The organism is Proteus vulgaris (genome assembly GCF_033708015.1).
Taxonomy (GTDB): Bacteria; Pseudomonadota; Gammaproteobacteria; order Enterobacterales; family Enterobacteriaceae; genus Proteus.
In genome coordinates, this window is the sequence record NZ_CP137920.1 from 858,571 (window position 1) to 880,619 (window position 22,049).

The 22,049-nt window shown below is 40.9% G+C and carries 18 protein-coding genes; 3 read left to right on the forward strand and 15 right to left on the reverse strand.

The window, feature by feature from the left end; translation table 11 throughout:
• Window positions 1-14: 14 nt before the first annotated feature.
• From SB028_RS04060 to sfsA, 13 genes are all read right to left on the reverse strand, one after another.
• The gene (locus SB028_RS04060) at window positions 15-2,093 is read right to left on the reverse strand and encodes an ABC transporter permease (RefSeq protein WP_069368511.1); all 2,079 of its coding nucleotides are present in this window, start codon (window positions 2,091-2,093) and stop codon (window positions 15-17) included.
• 74 nt (window positions 2,094-2,167) lie between these two features.
• Complete coding sequence (locus tag SB028_RS04065) at window positions 2,168-3,199, reverse strand: ABC transporter substrate-binding protein (RefSeq protein WP_069368510.1); 1,032 nt, start codon at window positions 3,197-3,199, stop codon at window positions 2,168-2,170.
• A 2-nt stretch (window positions 3,200-3,201) separates the two neighbouring features.
• Window positions 3,202-4,539, reverse strand: coding sequence for an MFS transporter family glucose-6-phosphate receptor UhpC (gene uhpC / locus SB028_RS04070; RefSeq protein WP_069368509.1), 1,338 nt, complete (start codon window positions 4,537-4,539; stop codon window positions 3,202-3,204).
• Window positions 4,540-4,621: 82 nt separating this feature from the next.
• Complete coding sequence (locus SB028_RS04075; RefSeq protein WP_069368508.1) at window positions 4,622-6,178, reverse strand: MASE1 domain-containing protein; 1,557 nt, start codon at window positions 6,176-6,178, stop codon at window positions 4,622-4,624.
• 1 nt (window position 6,179) lies between these two features.
• Window positions 6,180-6,812 (reverse strand): response regulator transcription factor, encoded by a 633-nt coding sequence (locus SB028_RS04080; RefSeq protein WP_069368507.1) that lies wholly within the window; start codon window positions 6,810-6,812, stop codon window positions 6,180-6,182.
• A gap of 231 nt (window positions 6,813-7,043) precedes the next feature.
• On the reverse strand, window positions 7,044-7,424 hold the full coding sequence (panD, locus tag SB028_RS04085) for an aspartate 1-decarboxylase (protein ID WP_036932765.1): 381 nt from the start codon (window positions 7,422-7,424) through the stop codon (window positions 7,044-7,046).
• 32 nt (window positions 7,425-7,456) lie between these two features.
• Window positions 7,457-8,308 carry a pantoate--beta-alanine ligase gene (panC, locus tag SB028_RS04090; protein ID WP_069368506.1) on the reverse strand — a complete coding sequence of 284 codons (852 nt, stop codon included), beginning with the start codon at window positions 8,306-8,308 and terminating at the stop codon, window positions 7,457-7,459.
• 40 nt (window positions 8,309-8,348) lie between these two features.
• A complete protein-coding gene (panB, locus tag SB028_RS04095; RefSeq protein WP_069368505.1) occupies window positions 8,349-9,140 on the reverse strand; it encodes a 3-methyl-2-oxobutanoate hydroxymethyltransferase in 792 nt (263 codons plus the stop codon).
• Window positions 9,141-9,499: 359 nt separating this feature from the next.
• The gene (gene folK, locus SB028_RS04100) at window positions 9,500-9,994 is read right to left on the reverse strand and encodes a 2-amino-4-hydroxy-6-hydroxymethyldihydropteridine diphosphokinase (RefSeq protein ID WP_069368504.1); all 495 of its coding nucleotides are present in this window, start codon (window positions 9,992-9,994) and stop codon (window positions 9,500-9,502) included.
• Window positions 9,987-11,540, reverse strand: coding sequence for a polynucleotide adenylyltransferase PcnB (gene pcnB, locus SB028_RS04105; RefSeq protein ID WP_409565715.1), 1,554 nt, complete (start codon window positions 11,538-11,540; stop codon window positions 9,987-9,989). The genes folK and pcnB overlap by 8 nt, the downstream gene beginning before the upstream one ends.
• Window positions 11,541-11,632: 92 nt before the next feature.
• Window positions 11,633-12,544 carry a tRNA glutamyl-Q(34) synthetase GluQRS gene (gene gluQRS, locus SB028_RS04110; protein WP_069368502.1) on the reverse strand — a complete coding sequence of 304 codons (912 nt, stop codon included), beginning with the start codon at window positions 12,542-12,544 and terminating at the stop codon, window positions 11,633-11,635.
• Between the two features lie 53 nt (window positions 12,545-12,597).
• Window positions 12,598-13,053, reverse strand: a complete 456-nt coding sequence (dksA, locus tag SB028_RS04115) for an RNA polymerase-binding protein DksA (RefSeq protein ID WP_023580786.1) — start codon at window positions 13,051-13,053, stop codon at window positions 12,598-12,600.
• 196 nt (window positions 13,054-13,249) lie between these two features.
• Window positions 13,250-13,960: a DNA/RNA nuclease SfsA gene (gene sfsA / locus SB028_RS04120; protein ID WP_069368501.1), complete on the reverse strand. Its 711-nt coding sequence runs from the start codon at window positions 13,958-13,960 to the stop codon at window positions 13,250-13,252.
• A gap of 85 nt (window positions 13,961-14,045) precedes the next feature.
• On the opposite strand from sfsA, the gene hrpB reads away from it, so the two are divergent.
• The gene (gene hrpB, locus SB028_RS04125) at window positions 14,046-16,478 is read left to right on the forward strand and encodes an ATP-dependent helicase HrpB (RefSeq protein WP_077885122.1); all 2,433 of its coding nucleotides are present in this window, start codon (window positions 14,046-14,048) and stop codon (window positions 16,476-16,478) included.
• A gap of 128 nt (window positions 16,479-16,606) precedes the next feature.
• A complete protein-coding gene (gene mrcB / locus SB028_RS04130) occupies window positions 16,607-18,913 on the forward strand; it encodes a bifunctional glycosyl transferase/transpeptidase (RefSeq protein ID WP_069368499.1) in 2,307 nt (768 codons plus the stop codon).
• Window positions 18,914-19,018: 105 nt separating this feature from the next.
• Here the strand turns inward: mrcB and hemL are convergent, their stop codons facing one another.
• Window positions 19,019-20,305 (reverse strand): glutamate-1-semialdehyde 2,1-aminomutase, encoded by a 1,287-nt coding sequence (gene hemL / locus SB028_RS04135; RefSeq protein ID WP_069368498.1) that lies wholly within the window; start codon window positions 20,303-20,305, stop codon window positions 19,019-19,021.
• Between the two features lie 275 nt (window positions 20,306-20,580).
• On the opposite strand from hemL, the gene erpA reads away from it, so the two are divergent.
• Complete coding sequence (erpA, locus tag SB028_RS04140; RefSeq protein WP_006534944.1) at window positions 20,581-20,925, forward strand: iron-sulfur cluster insertion protein ErpA; 345 nt, start codon at window positions 20,581-20,583, stop codon at window positions 20,923-20,925.
• A gap of 241 nt (window positions 20,926-21,166) precedes the next feature.
• Here the strand turns inward: erpA and btuF are convergent, their stop codons facing one another.
• A complete protein-coding gene (gene btuF, locus SB028_RS04145) occupies window positions 21,167-21,991 on the reverse strand; it encodes a vitamin B12 ABC transporter substrate-binding protein BtuF (protein ID WP_069368497.1) in 825 nt (274 codons plus the stop codon).
• Between the last annotated feature and the right edge of the window lie 58 nt (window positions 21,992-22,049).

Here is a 22,049-nt window from a genome sequence, read left to right on the forward strand (position 1 = left end):
ATTTAGACTCCGTATTACTGTGCATTTTTGGCTTTAGAGCGTGAAACACGGGCTTCGCCAATCAAATAGTCAAATAAGAAAATAATTGCCAACATCACGACGATTAAAATTGAGCCGTAGGCAATTGCGACGCCGTATTCACCATCTTCAACACGGTTTAAAATATACGCGGTGGCAACGCGTGTATCCGGTGTAACAAGGAAGACGATGGCACTGACAGTGGTAATGGCACGCACAAAGCTATAAATCAGTGCAGACAAAATAGCAGGGCGCAATAGTGGTAATAGCACATAGAAAATGGTTCTCATTGAGTTCGCTCTTAAACTTAGAGAAGCTTCATCAAGCGATTTATCAATTTGCCCTAATCCCGCAATACCTGCACGTATTCCCACGGGGACGTTACGCATTGTCATTGAGATAATGACAATTGCCGCCGTTCCCGTTAAATAGAACGGCGAGTCGTTAAACGCAAGAATATAAGAGACACCGGCGACGGTTCCTGGTACGGCGAAACAAAGCATTGTTGTGAACTCGATACTTTTTTTACCTTTAAAGTCTTGGCGTACCACAATATAGGCAATTAATAGTCCGAGAATTGCCGTAATCGGCGCTGCGATACCTGCATATAACAAGGTATCTAATAATGAAGGCCATGCCCCGTCATTCATTCCTTGACCAAATAGTTTGATAAAGTTATCAAGTGTTAAGGTGTAATCAACCCCCCAGTTAACGGTGAAACTACCGTAGAAAATACTGCCATAGAGCAGGATATTAAAAATAACCCAAATACCGAGAATGGTTGTGACAAACGCTATCAGTGAAGATGGAAGGGGTTGAACATCACCACGATAAGATTTACCAGAAACCGTGACATAAGAGCGTTTACCAATCCACATATACTGCACACAGAACACTAATAGTGAGAAAACTAAGAGTGACGCACCTAGTGTGCTGGCTGATTGATAATCCAGTTGAGAGCCAGTGATATAGAAGTAAATTTGTGTGGCAATAACGTCAAAGTTGCCCCCTAAAACCAAGGGATTACTAAAGTCAGCAAGAGATTGCACAATCACAATTAAAAATGCATTGGCTAATGCTGGCTTAAGTAACGGCATAAAAACATTAAAGAAGGTTTGATAGCGGTTGGCTCTTAACGTGTAAGACGCTTCTTCTAATGAAGGATGAATGGTTTTAATGGCACCATCTAAGATCATAAATGACATAGGGGTAAAGGCGAGCACTTGCGCTAACCAAATGCCCGTAAAGCCATATAACCAGTTGGTATTTTCAAGTCCTGCGTATGTGGCGAGGAACTCTGTCACATAACCTGAACGTCCCATCATCAATGTCACCCCTAAACCGACAACAAAGGGAGGAGTAACAATAGGTAAGATAGAAAATACACGACCAATAATTGCCGAGCGTACAGCAATACGAGATGTATAAATTGCTAGAATTAAACCAAAGAACGTACAACCTATCCCTACGGCAATAGAGAGTGCAATAGAGTTGAGCATCACTTGCACAATATGAGCTTGGCTTAAAATAGCGATAAACTCAAAAGGTGCAAAATTGCCTGCACTATCTTTAAACATCGGAATAAAAATAGCGATGCTAGGAAAGATAATAAAGACACCAATCAGCGCAACAACGGTGATTAAAGAGCCGATGACAAAGCTATCACCGCCTAGCCATTCAAGGCGTGTTAAGGCAGTTTTCATGATCATCCCCAAAGAAATAAAGAGGATGATCGCAGAATAACCTAAGCCCCGTCCTTCAAGGGTTGCACTGACTATCGCAATTAATGCACAAAATAGGGCAAAACTCGCGTCAAAATAGTGGCGAGCGCGATTTTCACGCTTAGGCGCAGTTAATGGGCGCAATAGCAGTAAACTCGGTAATAAAAACCAGAGCCAACTGATATTAACGTTACTCCAACCGTAAGCGGTGAGTAATTCATCTGCTGTTGAATCTAAAAGACCGTAGTCAAGGCTCCATGATGGTAGTAACGCAAATGCCATCCATGCAATTAGGATCCATAAAAATATGGGATCCCGCCTCTTTTTTTCAGGTAAAGCGAGTGTATGAGACATAAATCCCCCGAGAGTAAATGTATTTATTATTATGAGAAAAAGAGAGCGAGAGACTATCTCGCTCTATTAATAGGTTATTTACCCATTTTTACTTCGGTAACCCACTTATTAATCAACTCTTTACGCACTTCACTATCGCCATATTTATCCATGTCGTAGTTAATGAGTTTTAAGTCTGATAATTTCAGTGCCATAGGTGAAGATTCAGCCGAGGTATTGGTTAGAATTTGGTAAGATTTACCTTCTTTCCAGCTAATTTCCTGAGCTTCTTTTGAAAGTGTCCAATCTACGAATAATTTTGCGTTATCCATATTGCGGGCATTTTTAATGATACTGACACCACCGATTTCATAGCCTGTACCCTCACAAGGTGAAATTAATTCAAGTGGAGCACCATTTTCAACTTCTAATGAGTAATCATGTAGGAAGCCAATACCAATGGCAGCTTCACCACGCGCTGCATTTCGTGCGGGTGCAATACCTGATTTGGTGTATTGAGAGATATTTGTATTGATTTTCTTTAGGTAATCAAAGGCTTGTTCAGTACCCCATAATTGGTCAAAGGTTGCCAGTGCTGTGTAAGCGGTTCCTGAACTTTGTGGATCGGCAATTTGAATTTCACCTTTATATTCAGGTTTAATGAGATCTTTCCAGCACGTTGGAATGGCGATACCTTTTTCTTTTAAGCGATCTTTATTGACGCCAAAACCTAAAATACCAACATAGACCGCAGAAGAGTAGTTACCTTTACGTTTAGCGGGATCACGAAATTGTGGCATGATTTGATCGAGATTAGGAGAAACATAAGGCTCTAGCAGATCCATTTCACCCGCTTGTGAGTGAGGATCCATAGTACCACCATACCAAACGTCAGCTTGAGGATTACGTTTTTCAGCTTCGATTTTTGCCAAGGTACTTCCCGAACCATTACGAACGAAAGTCGTTTTCACATCATACTTTTCGGCAAAGGCTTTTGTTTCAGCTTCACACATTGCATTTGTCGCACTACAGTAAACGACTAAGCGGCCAGCCGCATTTGTTGATAAGCTAACCGCAGAAAGAGCAAGACCAGCCGCAACAAGTGTAGAGAGGGTTTTCAATTTCATGTTCAGAACCTTTTAAATGTGTCGTCATCGGAAAATGAAAGTGGACCAACTAAATGTTGTTGTTTGCTAACATCAGCAATCAACAACGGCATTAGTAAGAGTCCCATTAAGGCCGCAGCACTGGTTAATAATGCAAACATCCCAGTCCAACCATAATGCGCCATGACCTGACTTAATGGCCAACCTGCCATTGCCGCCCCTAAATAGGCAAACAATCCCAAGTAGCCTGTTACCGTGCCTGCCGCGTTTTTATGGCAATATTCTGTTGCAGCAAGCCCGATTAACATCTGTGGTCCGAACACAAAAAAACCGATACTAAAAAAACAGGCTGCGAGCAAAGCATAATGATGAATTGGAATTAACCAAAGTGCTGTTACAGCGGTAAAAAGCCCGAGTGAAAACAGCAATATCATTGGCGCTCGCTGGCCGCGGAATAATAAATCCGAGCCCCAGCCTGAACATAACGCCCCGAGTAACCCTCCCATCTCGAACAAAGAGAGAATGGCATTAGCACTCAATAAGTTGGCACCATGTGTTTCTGATAACCAGATATTTCCCCAATCGTTAATCGCCATGCGTATGAGATAAACTAAAATATAGGAAAAACCCAGTAACCAAATCATTCGGTTAAATAAAATGGTCTCTTTCAAAATAGTTAGCATAGGTTTAGGGGGTGAGGCCTGCTCTTGACGTAATTCAAAAACATCGCGCCGCCACACACCCACAGTAGGAAGTCCTTCCTCTGCGGGGGTCCCTTTTAATCGTACACACAACCATAGCCCAATGATGATGCCGATAATACCGGGCACAAACAGGGCGACTTGCCAACTATAATGCGTCGCTAGCCACGCAGTTAAAATGGGAAGACTCATCCCGCCAAGGTTAATTGAGATATTCCATAATCCCCACCAGAAACCACGTTCATTACGTGAATACCAGTGTGTTAACAACCTTGCACAAGGAGGCCATCCAAAGCCTTGAAAGAAACCATTTAGTGCCCAGACCAAAAGCAGTGCAGGAAATGAAAGACAATAGGCAAAAATAATATTCATAATGCCTGTCATCACTAATCCCACACCCATAAACCAGCGGTATCCCCATTTGTCATGGAAAACACCAGAAACAAATTTAGATAAACCGTAAGTGAGATAAAAAAGGCTGGCTATCCAACCGATATCCCCTTTATCTAAATTCAACTCAACTTGCATAATGGGCATCACAAAGTTGACGCTTTTACGTGTGAGATAGAAAGTGGCATAACCGATAATCATCGACAGCATTAAATTTTTGCGCCAAAAGTTATAGGTCTTATTAATTGATGCCGTATTTTCACCTGACATAACATCCTCTTTGATGTTGCAAATGTAAAAAAAATGTCGTGAAAAAGAATGAGATAAGGTTGTAGATGACTAAGAATTATTCTTAGTTTTCACTGTTTTCTTTTGAATTTGTGGGTAAGTTAACAATTATTTTCGTACCGTGATGGTTAATCACTTCCCATTCTCCGCCTAAAGCACGAATGCGTTCTTCTATGCCTCGTAATCCAAAGCCACTACTTTGTTGTACTGATAGTGAGGTTGGTAACATACCAACGCCATTATCACTAATAACTAGCCGTAAACAGGTTTTATTTTGAGTTAGTGAGATTTGGATATAGGTTGCGTTAGCATGTTTACTAATGTTGTTTAACAGTTCTTGTACTAAACGGTAGAGGGTAAAAATAATGGTTTCGTTTTCGGGCTCTTTCTCTAACGAGTAATTAAAATTACAGGTAATGCCGTTGTCATCAAAAGCAAATTCGTTGATTAAATGATGGAGCGCTTTTTCAAGCGACATTTCGTCTAAAACAGGAGGACGTAATTGTCTAAGTAATTGACGTGTAGATTGATGAATTTGTAGGGCGAGTCGTTCGATTTGCTCTCCGGTTTGGCGTGTTTTGTCGTTATCTGCTGTTTTTTTGATGAGCATCGATTGAATTTGAATGGCAGTAATATTCTGCCCAATTTCATCATGTAATTCGCGTGCAATAGCTTTTTTAACATCTTCTTCGGTATGAACCAGTTTTTCCATAAGATCACGACGAGCTTGCAACTCTTGTTCTAGGCGTAGACGGTAATGGCGTAAATTATGAGCAAGTTGTTGTTGGCGGCTAATCGCAATTCCTAAGCCAATACCAATAATAGCTTGTGTGGTTAAAAACATTTCTAACTCACGCAAATCATTAAATGCGCCATTCACTTGGCGAGCAAACGTAATCATTAAACTGCCTAATAATGCAGATAATACGCCACCTTGCCAGCCATAACGGTAAGCCATAAAGACATTAGGAATAAAAACAAGGATAACTAATAATCGCTCTATCTCGGGTGTTAAGAAAAACTGAGCACTTAACCCAATAAGGCAAAATAGAAATCCCCACATCAGCAAAGAAGTTCTTAGTGGGGGATCGGGAGTACCATTAGAAATTAGGGTACGACTTTGTAATTCACGAAGATATTCATAAAGTAAAAAGACAAAAGGTGCGAGTAATATGCCACCGGTGACAGAGGTGAGGAAAATTCCGCTGGTGGTATTAATAGAGAAACCAAGAATAAAGGCTTGCAACAGGCTATTAAAACCCACGGCACCAATTAATAGGGTTAAGCGTTGCCAATACAAAGGATATCGCCACCAAATACGTTGAACTTCGAGTGCGACAACGAGGCTGAGTATTGGTGAGAGATAAATAATCGCGTGTGTAATTAATTGCTCTTGCGCTAACCAGTAATAAAGCCCCCATTCTGCAAATAACATCGGTAGCCAAAAGCGACGCCAGAGTAAAATTATGAGGGCTAATCGCAGACCTTGAGGTAAGAAAAGAGCCGCTTGTTGCCCATTTTTACTTAAATAGAAGCCAATCACCCAAAGTGATAGCCAAAGTAAAGAGTAGGTGAGTAATAAAAAGAGGGATTGAAGAAGAAAACGGAGTCCCCTTTTCATGTTATAGCGATCCGGTAATCAACTGATTTTTTAAGGCGAAATGAACTAAATCGATGGTTGTTTCACAGCCTAATTTACCGAGTACATTGGCGCGATGAACGTGTACAGTCTTATGACTAAGATTCAGTTTTACGGCAATGGTTTTGACATTAATTCCTTGGACTAAAAGATTAAAAATTTCTCTTTCACGGGGGGTTAAGGTATGTAGCGCACTGTCTTCTTCAGGCGTTTGTCGCAATGCTTTCATCGCATCAGAACAAAGATAACAGCCACCTTGATGTACGGCGCGTACAGCTTGTACTAACTCTTCAGGGCCACAACGTTTAGTTAAATAACCACGAGCGCCAGAGTCTAGTGCACTTTGAACAAAAGCAGGGGTGTCATAGATGCTTAAAATAATAGTGCGAAAATCAGGGCGCTTTTGTTTTAAGCGACTTTGGAGTTGTAGACCACTTTCGCCGGGCATAGAGAGATCCATAACCGCAACATCAATATCGTCATGTGCTAAATAAGGCCATGCTTCTTGCCCATTAGAATATTCACCCACGATGTGAATATCAGGCTCTAACATTAAGAGTTGTGCAAAACCAGAACGCACAACAATGTGATCATCTACTAAAGCAACTTTTATCATAATTTTTTATTAGTCAGAGGGTAGTTAGACAATACTTATATGATTTATAACAATCTACTGAAAGATAAGCGAGGAAAAATGGAGAAGAAACTCTGTTTTGAACCTGATATCTCGTTTTTATTAAGGGGGATCGTGACAAGCAAATAATAATGGGTTATTTATTGTTCTTGTTAATTGTTTCCCATAAGCAGGGAACCTCTGCCTATGGGAAGTGGAGCAATCATTTATGGGTTAAGCCACTTGGACGGGGACGGCTTTGGCAATGCGCTTCATTTCATTATTGTCTTCAAAATAGGCGATATTGGGTTTATGACTGCGTGCATCACTATCAGGGATCTGCACATAAGAACAAATAATTAAGCGATCACCAACCGCAGCTTTACGTGCGGCAGCACCATTGACCGAAATAATACGCGAGCCTCTTTCTGCGCAAATGGCGTAAGTTGAAAAACGTTCGCCATTATCAACGTTATAAATATCAATGGCTTCATTTTCAAGAATGCCCGCGGCATCCATAAAATCCTGATCAATTGCGCAAGAGCCTTCATAGTGAAGATCGGCTTGTGTGACTTTTACGCGATGTAGTTTGCCTTGTAACATTGTGCGTAGCATGGTTGTGTTTCCTATTGTTCTAATTATGAAGATTAAACAAGGTTAACTTGTTGGTTATCAATTAAGCGAGTATTACCCAGCCATGCTGCCATTAGGATCACTGCTCGACGGCTCTCTTCATTTAATGGAGTGAGGGTATCTGCATCACAAATAAAGCACTCATCTGCACGAAAACCTTTCTGCTCTAAGGTGTTTTTGGCACTTTGCAGTAGCTGATTAATGTCATGATTACCTGATGCTAATTGTTCTGCGATTTCTTGCATCGTTTGATAAAGTGCAGGCGCTTGTTGTTTTTCGTTATCAGATAATAGGCGATTACGTGAACTGAGTGCTAAACCATTTTTGTCACGTACGATAGCAACAGGAATAATACTCGTATCCATACATAAATCGTTTACCATCTTTTTGATGATTTGCAGTTGTTGGAAGTCTTTTTCACCAAACATTGCAACATCAGGTTGTACAAGATTAAAAAGTTTACTGACAACGGTTGTGACACCACGGAAATGACCTGGTCGACTTGCCCCTTCTAATACGCTAGATAATACAGGTACATCAACAGTAGTTTGATTTTCCATTCCGTGCGGATACATCTCTTTTGCTGAAGGCGCAAAGATAATATCGACTTGTTTATCACGCAGTAACTCACAATCTTCTTGTAAAGTACGAGGATAGTTTGCTAAATCGGCTTCTCTATCAAATTGAAGTGGATTAACAAATATAGATGTGATCACGACATCTGCGTGAATACGGGCTTCTTCAATGAGTTTCAGGTGACCTTCATGAAGATTACCCATGGTTGGAACCAATGCAATGCGTTTACCTTCTTGCTTTAACCGCTTGATTTCTCGGCGTAAGATAAGCGTAGTTTCAATAATTAGCATGGCGTGACTCCTTTACGATATTGATAATTAAGATAGTAAATTAGTTAAATGAATGTTTTTCTTCGGGAAACAAGCCTTGTTCAACGTGTTGAACATAAAGGCTAACAGCCCCTTTTAATGAGCCTGCTTCTTGTAAAAAATCTTTTGAAAACTTAGGCGCTTGAGGTGTTAAGCCCAATAAGTCATGCATTACAAGAATTTGTCCATCAGTGACATTACCTGCGCCGATACCAATAACAGGCATCGTTAATGCGTCTGTAATCGCTTTAGCCAGAGTAACAGGAACACATTCTAATACTGCCAATTGTGCTCCTGCATTTTCAAGGGCGATAGCATCTTGCTTTAACTGCTCGGCTTCATCATGTTCTCTGCCTTGGACTTTATAACCGCCAAAAACATTGACAGATTGTGGTGTTAATCCTAAATGGATACAGACAGGAACCGCACGCTCAGCCAGCATTTTTACTGTTGGAATTAGCCAGCGACCTCCTTCAATCTTCACCATATTAGCCCCTGCTTGCATCAGAATGCCGGCATTAAGGCAAGCTTGTTCAGGTGTTGAATAAGACATAAAAGGCATATCAGCAATTAAGAAAGCATTCGGCGCACCCGCTCTGACACAACGGGTGTGGTAAGCAATTTGTTCAACCGTAACAGGTAACGTGCTGTTATGACCTTGTAGTGTCATTCCTAAGGAATCACCAATCAACATCGCTTGAATACCTTCTTGTGCAAAAAGGCGAGCAAAACTTGAATCATAAGCGGTAAGTGTGGCGAATTTTTTCTTTTCTTGCTTATAGCGATTCAGCGTTGAAAGCGTAGTGGGTTTCATTGCAACAAACTCCATCATTGTCGTTTTTTGTGTGTAGATAACATTATTGCTTAGTGTAATATATTGTTTATTAAGGAAAATATTTAGTTATCAAAATAAAGCCGCTTTCGATTGTAGCATTTAAGGATTAAAAACGAAGAAAAAGTAACGCAATGAGCAATAAAAAATAATAATTGTTAATTTTTATTTATATTTATCAATCGATTATAGGTTAAAAATAAATATGAAAGAGTTTAAAGATTGAGAAGAAGAGGTGAGTTTGAAAAATCGAGGGAAAGAAAAAGCGAAGTGATAGGTTGATACTGTTTATATTTTTTTACAGTATCAACCTTTAGCATTAAAGGCGTATTAGTGTGAAATTACCACTTTTCCATGCCATTTTCAGGCACTAGTGCCAATCTATCTGCTAATAACTCGCCATCAGGAAAGCGAAGATCTGGGGCTAATTCAGCTAATGGATAAAGCATAAATTCGCGTACTTTAAGTCCGTAATGAGGTACGGTTAATCGCTCAGTTTGGATCACATCATCACCAAATAACATAATATCAAGATCAAGCGTTCTTGGCCCCCAACGATGGCCTTCTTTTCTGACACGACCTTGTGCTAATTCAATCGCTTGTGTGTTATTAAGTAACTCTTCTGGTGTTAATGTTGTATCAATCGCAACAGCAACATTAAGGTAATCAGGCTGATCTTGCGGCCCCATTGGGCGAGTACGATACCAAGATGATTGTGCAATCAATGTTGTGTGCGGGATCTCACTGATTGCCTTAATCGCTGAATTCACCTGATTTTCAGGTGAATCCAAATTACTTCCCAAAATGATATAAACACGTTTTTTCTGCTTATTCATTGGTGTTCTCTTGTCTAGATGCAGATTTAGCACTTGGATGGCGAGGGCGTTTACGAGGACGCGGACGCCTGCGAACAGGTGCTTGACCTAATTCAGAGACCATTGAGCGTTGTTGCGTATTGTTAGATGCTTGGAAATCAGCCCACCAATTTGCTAATGCTTCAAGATCGGGATTACGTTGTACATTGGCACGTAATTCCAGTAAATCGAACGCGGCACGGAATTTAGGGTGTTCAAGTAATTTATTCGCACGACGACCTTGGCGTTTAGGTAAGCGTTGTTGTAATTGCCAGATATCACGCATTGTTGTGGTAATGCGTTTTGGTATTGCAATAGTACGGCATTGCTCATCTAAAATATCATTCATCGCCATAGAGAAAGAGTCATAGTAAGAAAGACCGCTTTCTTGGACTAATTTTTCAGCATGTTCAATTAATGGATACCATAGCATCGCGGCAAATAAGAATGCGGGATTAACTCGCATCTCTTTATTGATGCGGTAGTCCGTATTTTTGAGAACTTGATCTAGCATTCTCTCCATCGGCGTATCATGTTGCTCTGTCATTTTTGACGCAATCAGAGGAAACAGTGGCTCAATTAATTGATAACGGCACATTAACTTGTAAGTTTTATAGCCTTGCCCTGTTTGTAATAGTTTTAGTGACTCTTCAAAAAGACGAGCTGATGGAATATTACGCAATAAAGGGGCGAGTCTGCTAATTGGCGCTGCAGTTTCTGGCGCAATTTGCATATCTAATTTGCTGGCAAAACGAATGGCTCTCAGCATTCTGACGGGATCTTCGCGATAACGCGTTTCAGGATCGCCAATTAAGCGAATAATTCCCGCTTTTAGATCTGCTAAACCACCAACGTAGTCACGCACAGCAAAATCATCAACACCGTAATAGAGGCTGTTTAATGTAAAGTCACGACGAATGGCATCTTCTTCAATTGAGCCAAAAATATTATCGCGCAGTAACATGCCACTTTGTGCTTGCTGAGATTGGTTATTATCTGAAACTTCATGATCTTCATGAGATCCGCGGAAAGTCGCAACTTCAATCACTTCAGGACCAAACATAATATGAGCAAGACGGAAACGACGACCGACTAAACGGCTGTTACGGAATAATCGACGTACATCTTCAGGTGTTGCATTAGTGGCAATATCAAAATCTTTTGGTTTTTTTCCCAATAATAAGTCACGGACACCACCACCAACTAAATAAGCCTGAAAGCCAGAGTTATTTAAGCGATAAAGTACTTTTAATGCATTATCACTGATGTCTTTACGTGAAATTGGGTGTTGATCTCTTGGGATCACAGTCATTGGCAAATCACTCCCGTTCGCCTTTTCTTTATTACTCTTTTTTTTACGGGGACGGTCTGCGGATATAGCAGGACGCCGACGCACAGGTTTCTGTGTTTCTTGTATTGGTCGGTCAGATGCAGTGACTGGCCTTTCACTTGCTACCGGTTGTGTGTCTGATGACGTTGTTTGTCGCCCTAGCAGATTACGGCAGAAATGTGCTACTCGATTAAAAATATGACACCTCGAATAATAAATTCTAATAATTAAAAAAAATTAAGCGGCTAATCATAGCCTACTGAACATTTTTTGAGAATGCTTTGTGTGGTTTATTCATATCCTTGTTGCTGATGATTTTGTTTTAAAATCTCAGAAGGTGACCACTTCGCTATCGCAATCTCTAACAATGATGCTAACGAATAATCTTGCCAACCCGCAATAATAGGCTGATTTAGAAACTGTAAAGCATCGATAATGACAGGTCTTGGATCCGTATCAGGTAACGCATGTGCGTGATTTTGTTTTGATAATTTATTACCGTCATGATTTATTGCTAAAGGTAAATGAGCATAACGCGGAATAGGTAAATTCAGTTGTTTATGTAAACTGATTTGTCGCAATGTGGGATCAAGTAGATCGGCACCTCTAACAACTTCGGTTACACCCTGATAATTATCATCAATCACCGTTACTAGATTATACGCAAATAAGTTATTTTTTCTGTGAATAATCATATCTTCTAACACGATAGATGTATTCTTTGAATAATATGTACCTTGAATGACATCTTCAAAATGATAAACAGGGTGCTGTTGGATCAATCGCCATGCACTTTTTTTATCAAAGGGGGTCACATTATTTGTAAGCGGATGACGATGACGGCAGTGGTTATCATACGCGCCCCCTAGGTCATGTAAACGATGACGGCTACAATGACAGTGGTAGCAAACACCTTCTTTCCAAAGTGTGTGTAAAATTTCACGGTAAGCATCATGACGTTGCGATTGATAGAGGATCTCATCATCCCAGAACAAACCATAATGTTCTAATGTACGAATAATTTGGAATGCAGCGTCAGGAGGTTCTCTAAGAGGATCGATATCATCGATGCGCAGAAGCCAACGCCCATTGTGAGCGCGAGCTTGAAGATAACTGCCGAGTGCAGTAACCAATGAGCCAAAATGAAGTTGACCTGTTGGTGATGGCGCAAAGCGCCCAATATAGTCTGTAATCTCGTGCATCGAAAGATTCAGATTAACGCCTCAACGTATTAGGCTGAGGCGTTTACTTATTATTAGCCAGCCATTTGTTTTTCACGGATTTCAGCTAATGTCTTACAGTCGATACATAAGTCGGCAGTAGGACGAGCTTCTAAACGGCGAATGCCGATTTCTACTCCGCAAGATTCACAGAAACCAAAGTCATCATCTTCGACTTTTTTCAGTGTTTTCTCGATTTTCTTAATGAGTTTACGTTCACGATCACGGTTACGCAGCTCAAGACTGAACTCTTCTTCTTGTGCAGCACGGTCAACGGGATCTGGGAAGTTTGCCGCCTCATCTTGCATATGAGTAACGGTGCGGTTGACTTCATCCCTGAGCTGATTGCGCCAAGATTCAAGTATTAGCTTAAAATGCGCTAATTGGGCTTCGTTCATGTACTCTTCGCCCGCTTTTTCCTGATATGGCTCAACGCCAGCAATAGCGAGAATGCTCATGGACGATGTTTTACGCTTTTGCCCTTCTTGCATAATGCTTCTCCTACATACGCATTTCTGAATAATCCCCACCTTCAAAATAGGAAGGGGAAAAAATAGGGCGCTATAAATAGCAGATGCCCGCGCGGATAGCAATTATTCCTTTAATAAGTTTTCTCATGGTGTGAAGGCACGCAAGTAAATGTCCTTTTTTAGTTAAAAAATGCTTAACTAACACCATGAAAATCAATTAACCATTTGAAATAAAAGGTAATTGCTGTCCAATTGTTAAATCGTATTCACTAATATTGATGCGATAACACAAGATTTCAACCCCTGCATCAGTTGCTTCTTTTAGCAGTGAAGCATAGTTAGGGTCAATCTCTTTAGCAACAGTCACTTCCGTAATTCCAGTATGGGGAACTGCGTAGAATAAGACAGCCCTTAAACCCAATTTTGCGATGGCGGTCAACTCTCGAAGATGTTTCTGACCACGTTCTGTCTTTGCATCAGGGAAATAGCCCATACCGTTGTCAAGTAAGGTGACTGACTTCACTTCAATATAACAGTCAACTTTATGATTTGATTTAAGTAAAATGTCAATACGGCTGTTCTCACTACCGTATTTCACTTCTCGTTTTATTTCGTCATACTCAGATAATTCTGGAATGTCACCCGCTTCAATTGCATCAGCAATAATCCCATTCGCTCTTAAGGTATTTACACAAATCCAATCATCGGTTTGAGTTTGAGTTAATTCCCAACTATGTGGATATTTTCTTTTTGCATTTGTGGAGGTGGAGTACCAAACGGTATCACCGGGTGTCGCACATCCTGTCATTGCTCCAGTGTTGGCGCAATGGAGCGTGAATTCTTCCCCATTAGGGGTAACAACGTCTGCTAAAAAACGCTTATATCGTTTTAGTAAAGTGGCGGATTGTAGCGGTTGCTCAAATTTCATAACGACTCCGATGAAAATACGACCTTTAATAAAGCGCTAATGCTACAATGCCGAGCCAAGAAAGTTAATGAGCTATGGAGCCTCTGTGCATTTATTGCCAATCTTTGATGTAACAGAAAAAATCGTTACTGCGTTAAAACAATCCCCACAAGTTTTGCTGCATGCACCCACTGGTGCAGGTAAATCGACGGCACTCCCCCTCTATTTACTGGAGCAAAATGGCTTTGATGGCAAAATCATTTTATTAGAGCCAAGGCGAATAGCGGCTAAAAGTATTGCTTACCGTTTAGCAAGCCAGCTAAATGAAGACGTTGGAATTACGGTAGGTTATCGTATGAAGGCGGAAAGCAAAGTTAGCTCAAGAACTCGACTTGAAGTGGTCACCGAAGGCGTATTAAACCGGATGTTACAGCAAGATCCAGAGTTGACTGGCGTAAGTCTTGTGATTTTAGATGAATTTCATGAGCGTAGCTTACAAGCGGATTTAGCGCTGGCGCTATTGCTCGATGTACAGACAGGGTTACGTGAAGATTTGCGTGTTTTGATTATGTCAGCGACCTTAGATAATCAAAAACTGACCTCTTTGCTACCCAATGCCCCGATGATCAGTGCACAAGGACGCAGTTATCCCGTCGAAAGAGTGTATTCTCCTATCAGTACACATCAACCCTTTGAGCAAGAAATTGCCACAATGGCATTGCGATTATTGGCACAAGAAACCGGCTCTATGCTGATATTCTTGCCGGGAAGTGCGGAGATCATACGCGTGACTGATATTCTAAAAGATAAAGTGGATGACAATATTTTGCTATTTCCGCTTTATGGCGCGCTTTCATTAGCTGAACAACAAAAAGCGATTGAGCCAACTGAAAAAGGTTATCGAAAAATTGTCCTTGCCACCAATATTGCCGAAACCAGTCTGACCATTGAAGGGATCCGCTTAGTCCTTGATAGTGCTATTGAAAAACGCGCTCAATTTGATTTGAAAAGTGGTGTCACTAGCTTATTACGACAACGAATTAGCCAATCATCACAAACACAACGAGCAGGGCGAGCAGGACGTCTTGAGGCTGGCATCTGCTGGCATTTAATAAGCCAAGAACAGGCAGAACGCGTTGCTTCTCACCAGACACCTGAAATATTAAGTAGTGATTTATCATCGTTATGGCTTTCTGTTTTGCAGTGGGGATGCCGTGACATTCATCAGTTGAGTTGGTTAGATACACCGACATCACAAGCTTTACATGCCGCTAAAGATTTATTGTATCGTTTAGGTGCGATAAATAAACAAGGTGGATTAACATCACGAGGTTCACGCATGGTGCAATGGGGCATTGAGCCTCGATTAGCGGCAATTTTGGATTATGCGAGTGAGCAAAGTGACAATCATCTTGCGACGGCTGCACGTTTATGTGCAATCTTAGAAGAACCGCCACGAGGGCAAGAAATTAATCTTGAGTGGATTGTTCAACAAAAAAATGCCTTCTGGTCGCGACGTGAGAAACAGCTTTCTCAACATCGAAAAGGGACGTTTTGTCCTGAATTATTAGGTTTATTATTAGCGGTTGGATTTCCTGATAGGATTGCTAAAAATCGTGATAACCAAGGGCGATTTCGTTTAGCGAATGGGCAAGGCGCTATGATGGATGACAGGCACTCAATAAGTGATACTCAGTGGATCTTAGCGCCATTATTACTACAAAATGCACATTATGCCGATGTACGCATTTTATTAGCGCTACCCATAGATATTGATGAAATATCAGCGACCTTTCCTGCGCTTATTGAAAATAACACGACAGTTGAGTGGGATGAAAAACGCGGTACATTAGTTGCTTGGCAACAGCGTCAATTAGGGCGATTAACCTTAAGTCAGCGTCAATTCGATAAGCCCAATAAACAGCAAATACAACAAGCGCTATTGAATTGGTTAAGAGATAACGGTTTAAATGCGTTAGCACTGAGTGAAGAGACTCAACAGCTTTTTACTCGTCTTTCTTTAGCGAAAAAATGGTGCCCAGAAGCCTCATTACCTGATTTAAAAGAAACGGTGTTGCTTGAAACTTTAGAAACATGGTTGTTGCCTGAGCTGGGAGAAGTTCAGACATTAAAAGCATTACAACAAATTGATATTAATACCATTATTAAAAATCAATTAACATGGCATGAAAATCAGTTGCTTCAACGCTTATTTCCGACGCATTATTTGGCGCCAACAGGTACAAAAGTGATTATCAACTATGATTTGGAGTTACCTCCTGTGATTGCGATCCGCATTCAAGAGGTTTATGGCGAACAGCAAAGCCCTATTGTAGCGAACGGTCAATTACCTGTTGTGATGGAATTATTATCACCTGCTCATCGACCCATTCAGAAGACACAAGATTTAGCGACATTCTGGGCAGGAAGTTATAAAGAGGTGCAAAAAGAGATGAAAGGGCGTTATCCCAAGCATTTATGGCCTGACTCACCCGCAGATACAGCACCCACACGACGAGTAAAAAAATATAGCCAATAAATGAATATTCGTTTTACCCTAGTTTTATTCGTATTTGAGAGCTTTCTTGTGGGATCACACAGAAAAATAGCGACAATGTTAGGCTTCTTTATCCCGTGATAAAGGGGTTTTAATGAGAGATACAGTTCATGAGTAGAAAGAAAAGACCAGTGAAACAAACCAAAAGAGGTCGTTCTTGGTTTTGGTTATTTGTCAAAATCGCCATTGTGGTTGCGGTTTTAATGGGTATTTATGGTGTTTATTTACATTCTCAAATCAAAGAGCGCCTTGATGGTAATGTTTGGGAATTACCTGCTGCGGTTTACGGACGTACCGTTAACTTAGAGCCGGGCATGAATTATAGCCAAAAAGAGATGGTGAGCTTACTTGAGGGTATGCAATACCGCAATGTGAACAAAATCACTCGTCCTGGCGAATTTGTGGTAAGAGGCAATACAATTGAAATGTTGCGCCGACCTTTTGATTTTCCTGATGGTCATGAAGAGCAAATTTTAGCTAAATTAGCCTTTGAGCAGAATTCACTGGTTAGTATTACTAACATGGATAATCAGCGGCAGTTTGGTTTTTTCCGTCTTGATCCTAAGTTAATTACCATGATGCAATCTGCAAATGGTGAACAACGTTTATTCTTAGCAAGAGATAAATTCCCTCAATTATTAGTGGATACATTAATTGCAACAGAAGATCGCCGTTTCTATGAGCACGACGGTATTAGCTTTTATTCAATTGGACGAGCTGTCTTGGCGAATTTTACTGCGGGTAAAGCAGTTCAAGGTGGCAGTACCTTAACGCAACAGTTGGTAAAAAACCTGTTTTTGACTAACGAAAGAACGTTAAAAAGAAAGCTGAATGAAGCCTATATGGCGATCATTATGGATGCGAGTTATAGCAAAGATCGTATTTTAGAACTGTATCTTAATGAAGTCTTTTTAGGGCAAAGTGGCGATGAACAAATTCGAGGTTTCCCTTTAGCTAGCCTCTATTATTTTGGTCGTCCCGTTGACGAATTAAGCCTTGATCAGCAAGCACTTTTAGTGGGTATGGTTAAAGGGGCATCTGCTTATAATCCATGGCGTAACCCTAAAGCGGCGTTAGAGCGTCGTAATGTGGTATTAAAACTGCTGCAAACTCAAGAGATAATCGACCAAGAGCTTTATAATGTGCTTAGTGCACGTCCTTTAGGTGTGAAGCCACGTAGTGAAGCGTTGACGCCTCAACCGGCATTTATGCAATTAGTTCGCCAAGAGTTACAAACAACTCTTGGCGATAAAGTGAAAGATTTATCAGGTACGAAAATTTTCACCACATTAGATCCTGTTTCACAAGATGCAGCTGAAAAAGCGGTTGAAGTGGGTGTCGCGGATATACGCAAAGTGCGTAAAATTGATGATCTTGAAGGGGCAATGGTGGTTGTGGATCGCTTAAGCGGTGAAGTGAGAGCATTAGTAGGAGGATCTCAACCACAATATGCGGGCTTTAACCGTGCATTATCGGCTCGTCGCTCTATTGGCTCTTTGGCAAAACCCGCAACTTATTTAACGGCATTAAGTGAACCCGATCGTTTTCGTTTGAATACATGGCTTGCTGATGAGCCTATTTCCGTTCCTATTCCGGGAGGTAAGCCTTGGCAACCACGTAACTACGATCGTGGTTATAAAGGTAAATTAATGCTGGTGGATGCATTAGCAACCTCACGCAATATACCTACTGTGAACTTGGGTTTAGAAGTGGGATTAGACCAAGTTATCAAAACGTGGATTAACTTAGGTGCACCAGCAGAAAATCTGGAAAAAGTACCAGCGATGCTATTAGGTGCATTAAACTTAACGCCAATGGAAGTCGCTCAAACTTTCCAAACAATTGGTAGTTTAGGTAATCGTGCAAAACTATCATCATTGCGTTCTGTGATTGCTCAAGATGGCACGGTGCTTTACCAAAGTTATCCTCAAGCTGAAACGACAGTTTCACCCCAAGCGGCTTATATGACGCTATTTGGTATGCAACAAGTGGTGAATTCAGGAACAGCATGGCGTGTATTAAAACCGAAATTTGGTAATTACCATCTTGCAGGTAAAACGGGTACGACTAACGATTTACGTGATAGTTGGTTTGCGGGGATTGATGGCAAGGAAGTGACGATTTCATGGATGGGGCGCGATAATAATGGCCCAACGAACTTAACGGGTTCAACAGGGGCATTATTGCTGTATCGTAATTATTTAGAAAATCAGGCACCACTGAAATTAAATCCACCTGCACCAGAAGATATCGCAGAGATGTCTGTTGATGCTCAAGGTAACTTTGCTTGTTATGGTGGTGGTGTTCGTACTCTACCTGTATGGACAGCAAATCCAGATGGATTGTGTACGCCTGTTCAGCAAGATACCGATGAAAGTGGTGCGCCAAAGTGGTTACAAGATCTGTTTTCTGAATGAGTGATCCTGTCAGTGGGCTAAAATAAAAAACGGCACGTAACGTGCCGTTTTTATTGACTATAATGTCATTATTTTTAGTCAATTTATCAAAAAACTAATTGAATCTTAGCCTTTCATTTTATCAAAAGCATACTCTGCGGCATCAATAGTACGTTGAATATCTTCTTTGGTATGCGCAATAGACATAAAGCCAGCTTCAAATGCCGATGGTGCAAGATAAACACGTTTTTCTAACATTAAGTGGAAGAATTGTTTAAAGCGTTCAACATCGCAGTTCATTACATCTTGATAGCAAGTCACTTCTTTAGCATCTGTAAAGAACAGACCAAACATACCACCCACATGGTTGATAACCATTGGAATACCCGCTTGTTGTGCTTTTTCAAGTAAGCCATCTGCTAGCATTGTGGTGAGATCATCCAATGTTTGATGAACACCGGGTTGTGAAACTTCGTGTAAACAGGCTAGACCTGCTGCCATTGCAATAGGGTTGCCTGATAAAGTACCCGCTTGATAAACAGGGCCAATTGGTGCGAGTTTAGACATCACTTCCATATGTCCCCCAAAGGCACCGACCGGCATACCGCCACCGATGATTTTGCCTAAGCAGGTTAAGTCAGGATCAACATCGTAATAAGCTTGTGCGCCGCCTAATGCTACGCGAAAGCCTGTCATTACCTCATCAATAATGAGCAATGCACCAAATTCATCACATAGTGCACGCAAACCGGGTAAAAAGTCTGCTTTTGGTGGTACGCAGTTCATATTGCCTGCAACAGGTTCAACAATGATACAGGCGACTTCATCTGGGTAGTTTTCAAAGGCTTGGCGTACCGAATTTAAATCGTTGTAAGTACAGGTTAAGGTGTGTTTGACAAAATCAGCAGGTACACCCGGTGAATTGGGTTGTCCCATCGTTAATGCCCCAGAGCCAGCTTTGACTAATAAGCAATCTGCATGACCGTGGTAGCAACCTTCAAATTTAATAATTTTGTCACGACCCGTGTAGCCACGAGCAAGGCGGATCGCACTCATTGTCGCTTCTGTGCCTGAATTCACCATACGAACCATATCCATTGAAGGAACTAGTTCAGTAACGAGGTTTGCCATTTCAACTTCAGCAGCCGTTGGTGCGCCAAAACTTAACCCTTTTTGTACCGCATCAGTCACGGCATCACGAATAGCGGGGTGATTATGACCTAAAACCATGGGTCCCCATGAGCCAACATAGTCAAGGTAAGCACGTCCATCGACATCATAAATATACGCACCATTAGCACGTTCAATAAAAAGCGGGGTTCCACCTACACCGTTAAATGCTCTAACAGGTGAGTTGACACCGCCGGGGATCACTTGTTGTGCGAGATTATAAAGCGTTTCAGACTTGCTCATGTCAGACTCCTAATGATGGGTGAGCGTAAGATTAAGGCGTATTCTAAAGCACCGCGCAGATGAAGCCAAATACACGACAACAAGATTTTGATTTATCACTGTTATTGAGGGGATGTGGTTTATCGTAAAAAGTGATAGGTAGCAAAAAGTGTATTTTGTCCACAACAAACTTGAAGGTTATGAGCAGGTATTAGATAATCATCACATTATATCAGCAGGAAAGATAAATTTTTGCTGGCTGTTTTTTTGCTGGAATACCCAGTCTGGAGTGAACAATGAGTGATGATATGGCTCTGCCGTTACAATTTACTGACGCGGCTGCAAATAAAGTAAAAGATCTGATTGCAGATGAAGAAAATCCAAATCTGCGTTTACGTGTTTATATCACGGGCGGCGGTTGTAGCGGATTCCAGTATGGTTTTACCTTTGATGATGCCATGAATGAAGGTGATATGACCATAGAAAAACAAGGCGTTGCTTTAGTGGTTGATCCTATGAGCTTACAGTATTTAGTGGGCGGTTGTGTGGATTATACCGAGGGGTTAGAAGGTTCGCGTTTCATCGTAACTAATCCTAATGCTAAGAGTACCTGTGGTTGCGGCTCTTCTTTTAGTATTTAATCTGGAAGGTTGTGGCTGCGTCAAAGTTATCCTTTGTTAGACAGTGCGCTCACAAGACTCACATACTTATGTATGCTCGTTTGTTGCGCACTGTCTGTCGCGGATAACTTCTTGCTCGCTCACAACTTTTGTCGGTGGGATTTTTTAAAGATAAAATTTTAAGAACAACACCTAAGAATAAAACCTTAAACGTTCAATTTCCTATTGTTAAATCCTTTCTTGTTTTTCAACAAAACGTAATTTAACTTTTCGCCACTGCCTCACAAATTTGCTGTGCTGCATTAATAATACGGGGTGTCGGGCGACTAAAACTATCTTCATCAATAGCAATAATAGGAACAGTCAACTGGGGTTGCCAAAAGGCTTGTATTGTCGGTATTTGAGTTGCTTTACCACTGAATATGATCAAGTCAGGCTGTTTTGTAAGGACTTGCTCACGGCTTACTTGAGGCCATGCCACAGGGCTACTAGCAAAGATATTTTCTCCACCACAAAGCTCTGTAATAGCGCTCTGCAATGTGCCACTTGATGTGGTAAATAAGGGTTGCATTCCAAATTGAATAAACACCTTTTTCTTGGGTTGATTCGATATATTTGATATATATTTTTGCTGTAACTTCTGATATTGCTGGCGCAATTCTTGGGCATTTTTTATTGCAATATCAGGATGATAGCTATAATTAGAAAGAGTCACGAGATCGTCTGCGATTTCTTCAATACTTTGTGGATCTGAATAAATAATAGGGATACCCAAAGCTTTTAACTGATCTAACGAACGTTGTGGATTACCCCCTCGCCATGCAATCACTAAATCAGGCTTTAATAATAGAATGCGCTCAATATTAATACCTTGCCAATTGGCTACTTGTTCAATATGTTTGGCATCTTCTGGATAATCAGAGTAAGCACTAACTCCGATAATATTATCGCCCATGCCTGCGGCATAAGCCATTTCAGTGGCTGATGGTGATAGTGTAATAACGCGATCAGCTGGTGTGATAGCAATGGCAAAATTGAGCCAAAGTAATGAACAGAATAATAACCCCAAATTGATAAATAAACGCATTACTTTTCCAATAGTAAAAAAATACCCACCTATTTTTTATCTTAGAAAAAGTAAAAAA

What these genes read in the sequence shown, in the direction of transcription:
- SB028_RS04060 (WP_069368511.1), bottom strand. Translation starts at nt 2,093, where the DNA reads ATGTCTCATACACTCGCTTTACCTGAAAAAAAGAGGCGGGATCCCATA.
- SB028_RS04065 (WP_069368510.1), bottom strand. Translation starts at nt 3,199, where the DNA reads ATGAAATTGAAAACCCTCTCTACACTTGTTGCGGCTGGTCTTGCTCTT.
- uhpC (WP_069368509.1), bottom strand. Translation starts at nt 4,539, where the DNA reads ATGTCAGGTGAAAATACGGCATCAATTAATAAGACCTATAACTTTTGG.
- SB028_RS04075 (WP_069368508.1), bottom strand. Translation starts at nt 6,178, where the DNA reads ATGAAAAGGGGACTCCGTTTTCTTCTTCAATCCCTCTTTTTATTACTC.
- SB028_RS04080 (WP_069368507.1), bottom strand. Translation starts at nt 6,812, where the DNA reads ATGATAAAAGTTGCTTTAGTAGATGATCACATTGTTGTGCGTTCTGGT.
- panD (WP_036932765.1), bottom strand. Translation starts at nt 7,424, where the DNA reads ATGCTACGCACAATGTTACAAGGCAAACTACATCGCGTAAAAGTCACA.
- panC (WP_069368506.1), bottom strand. Translation starts at nt 8,308, where the DNA reads ATGCTAATTATTGAAACTACGCTTATCTTACGCCGAGAAATCAAGCGG.
- panB (WP_069368505.1), bottom strand. Translation starts at nt 9,140, where the DNA reads ATGAAACCCACTACGCTTTCAACGCTGAATCGCTATAAGCAAGAAAAG.
- folK (WP_069368504.1), bottom strand. Translation starts at nt 9,994, where the DNA reads ATGAATAAGCAGAAAAAACGTGTTTATATCATTTTGGGAAGTAATTTG.
- gluQRS (WP_069368502.1), bottom strand. Translation starts at nt 12,544, where the DNA reads ATGCACGAGATTACAGACTATATTGGGCGCTTTGCGCCATCACCAACA.
- dksA (WP_023580786.1), bottom strand. Translation starts at nt 13,053, where the DNA reads ATGCAAGAAGGGCAAAAGCGTAAAACATCGTCCATGAGCATTCTCGCT.
- sfsA (WP_069368501.1), bottom strand. Translation starts at nt 13,960, where the DNA reads ATGAAATTTGAGCAACCGCTACAATCCGCCACTTTACTAAAACGATAT.
- mrcB (WP_069368499.1), top strand. Translation starts at nt 16,607, where the DNA reads ATGAGTAGAAAGAAAAGACCAGTGAAACAAACCAAAAGAGGTCGTTCT.
- hemL (WP_069368498.1), bottom strand. Translation starts at nt 20,305, where the DNA reads ATGAGCAAGTCTGAAACGCTTTATAATCTCGCACAACAAGTGATCCCC.
- erpA (WP_006534944.1), top strand. Translation starts at nt 20,581, where the DNA reads ATGAGTGATGATATGGCTCTGCCGTTACAATTTACTGACGCGGCTGCA.
- btuF (WP_069368497.1), bottom strand. Translation starts at nt 21,991, where the DNA reads ATGCGTTTATTTATCAATTTGGGGTTATTATTCTGTTCATTACTTTGG.